This is a genomic window from Streptomyces sp. NPDC002004 (assembly GCF_053593975.1).
Genome location: NZ_JBSFDP010000078.1, coordinates 1 through 3,390 on the forward strand (window position 1 = coordinate 1; position 3,390 = coordinate 3,390).

The following is a 3,390-nucleotide window of genomic DNA, read 5'->3' on the forward strand; positions in this document are numbered from 1 at the left end:
CAACACAGTGGACGCGAGCAACTGAGGACAAGCCCTCGGCCTATTAGTACCGGTCACCTTCACACCTCACGGTGCTTCCAGATCCGGCCTATCAACCCAGTCGTCTACTGGGAGCCTTACCCTCTCAAGGAGGTGGGAATACTCATCTCGAAGCAGGCTTCCCGCTTAGATGCTTTCAGCGGTTATCCCTCCCGAACGTAGCCAACCAGCCATGCCCTTGGCAGAACAACTGGCACACCAGAGGTTCGTCCGTCCCGGTCCTCTCGTACTAGGGACAGCCCTTCTCAATATTCCTACGCGCACAGCGGATAGGGACCGAACTGTCTCACGACGTTCTAAACCCAGCTCGCGTACCGCTTTAATGGGCGAACAGCCCAACCCTTGGGACCGACTCCAGCCCCAGGATGCGACGAGCCGACATCGAGGTGCCAAACCATCCCGTCGATATGGACTCTTGGGGAAGATCAGCCTGTTATCCCCGGGGTACCTTTTATCCGTTGAGCGACGGCGCTTCCACAAGCCACCGCCGGATCACTAGTCCCGACTTTCGTCCCTGCTCGACCCGTCGGTCTCACAGTCAAGCTCCCTTGTGCACTTACACTCAACACCTGATTGCCAACCAGGCTGAGGGAACCTTTGGGCGCCTCCGTTACTCTTTAGGAGGCAACCGCCCCAGTTAAACTACCCATCAGACACTGTCCCTGATCCGGATCACGGACCCAGGTTAGACATCCAGCACGACCAGACTGGTATTTCAACGACGACTCCACACACACTGGCGTGCATGCTTCACAGTCTCCCAGCTATCCTACACAAGCCGAACCGAACACCAATATCAAACTGTAGTAAAGGTCCCGGGGTCTTTCCGTCCTGCTGCGCGAAACGAGCATCTTTACTCGTAGTGCAATTTCACCGGGCCTATGGTTGAGACAGTCGAGAAGTCGTTACGCCATTCGTGCAGGTCGGAACTTACCCGACAAGGAATTTCGCTACCTTAGGATGGTTATAGTTACCACCGCCGTTTACTGGCGCTTAAGTTCTCAGCTTCGCCCACCCGAAAGTGAGCTAACCGGTCCCCTTAACGTTCCAGCACCGGGCAGGCGTCAGTCCGTATACATCGCCTTACGGCTTCGCACGGACCTGTGTTTTTAGTAAACAGTCGCTTCTCGCTGGTCTCTGCGGCCACCCCCAGCTCAGGAAGCAAGTTCCGTCACCAGGAATGGCCCCCCTTCTCCCGAAGTTACGGGGGCATTTTGCCGAGTTCCTTAACCATAGTTCACCCGAACGCCTCGGTATTCTCTACCTGACCACCTGAGTCGGTTTAGGGTACGGGCCGCCATGAAACTCGCTAGAGGCTTTTCTCGACAGCATAGGATCATCCACTTCACCACAATCGGCTCGGCATCAGGTCTCAGACACATGCCAGGCGGATTTACCTACCTGACGTCCTACACCCTTACCCCGGGACAACCACCGCCCGGGATGGACTACCTTCCTGCGTCACCCCATCACTCACCTACTACCAGCTCGGGTCACCGGCTCCACCACTCCCCTCAACTCCGAAGAGATCAGGGCGGCTTCACGGGCTTAGCATCACTGGATTCAATGTTTGACGCTTCACAGCGGGTACCGGAATATCAACCGGTTATCCATCGACTACGCCTGTCGGCCTCGCCTTAGGTCCCGACTTACCCTGGGCAGATCAGCTTGACCCAGGAACCCTTAGTCAATCGGCGCAAGAGTTTCTCACTCTTGTATCGCTACTCATGCCTGCATTCTCACTCGTGAACCGTCCACAACTACCTTCCGGTGCTGCTTCACCCGGCACACGACGCTCCCCTACCCATCAACACACCCGTTAGGGCTCTATGCGTCAATGACACGACTTCGGCGGTACGCTTGAGCCCCGCTACATTGTCGGCGCGGAATCACTAGACCAGTGAGCTATTACGCACTCTTTCAAGGGTGGCTGCTTCTAAGCCAACCTCCTGGTTGTCTGTGCGACTCCACATCCTTTCCCACTTAGCGTACGCTTAGGGGCCTTAGTCGATGCTCTGGGCTGTTTCCCTCTCGACCATGGAGCTTATCCCCCACAGTCTCACTGCCGCGCTCTCACTTACCGGCATTCGGAGTTTGGCTAAGGTCAGTAACCCGGTAGGGCCCATCGCCTATCCAGTGCTCTACCTCCGGCAAGAAACACACGACGCTGCACCTAAATGCATTTCGGGGAGAACCAGCTATCACGGAGTTTGATTGGCCTTTCACCCCTAACCACAGGTCATCCCCCAGGTTTTCAACCCTGGTGGGTTCGGTCCTCCACGAAGTCTTACCTCCGCTTCAACCTGCCCATGGCTAGATCACTCCGCTTCGGGTCTTGAGCGTGCTACTCCACCGCCCTATTCGGACTCGCTTTCGCTACGGCTTCCCCACACGGGTTAACCTCGCAACACACCGCAAACTCGCAGGCTCATTCTTCAAAAGGCACGCAGTCACGAGAACGTGCAAGCACGTTCCGACGCTCCCACGGCTTGTAGGCACACGGTTTCAGGTACTATTTCACTCCGCTCCCGCGGTACTTTTCACCATTCCCTCACGGTACTATCCGCTATCGGTCACCAGGGAATATTTAGGCTTAGCGGGTGGTCCCGCCAGATTCACACGGGATTTCTCGGGCCCCGTGCTACTTGGGTGTCTCTCAAACGAGCCGCTGACGTTTCGACTACGGGGGTCTTACCCTCTACGCCGGACCTTTCGCATGTCCTTCGCCTACATCAACGGTTTCTGACTCGTCCTGTCGCCGGCAGACGACAGAAGAGAGATCCCACAACCCCGTATACGCAACCCCTGCCGGGTCTCACACGCATACGGTTTGGCCTCATCCAGTTTCGCTCGCCACTACTCCCGGAATCACGGTTGTTTTCTCTTCCTGCGGGTACTGAGATGTTTCACTTCCCCGCGTTCCCTCCACATACCCTATGTGTTCAGGTATGGGTGACAGCCCATGACGACTGCCGGGTTTCCCCATTCGGAAACCCCCGGATCAAAGCCTGGTTGACGACTCCCCGGGGACTATCGTGGCCTCCCACGTCCTTCATCGGTTCCTGGTGCCAAGGCATCCACCGTGCGCCCTTAAAAACTTGGCCACAGATGCTCGCGTCCACTGTGCAGTTCTCAAACAACGACCAACCACCCATCACCCCACTGGAAAAACCAGTGAGTGCACTGGGGCCGGCACTGAAGGCAGCCGTATCGGCCGTACCTTCAGATACCCAACAGCGTGCCCGGCCGGCTCCCGTCCGGAGATCATGCGTTCCACGCTCTTACGAGCAGTACTTGCAGCCTCCGACCCGTGAAACCGGCCGAATAATCAACGTTCCACCCATGAGCTAC

1 rRNA gene is annotated in these 3,390 nt (G+C 56.8%); it reads right to left on the minus strand.

The window, feature by feature from the left end:
• Window positions 1–23: 23 nt before the first annotated feature.
• Window positions 24–3,143, minus strand: a 23S ribosomal RNA gene (locus ACWCP6_RS37160).
• Window positions 3,144–3,390 lie beyond the last annotated feature (247 nt).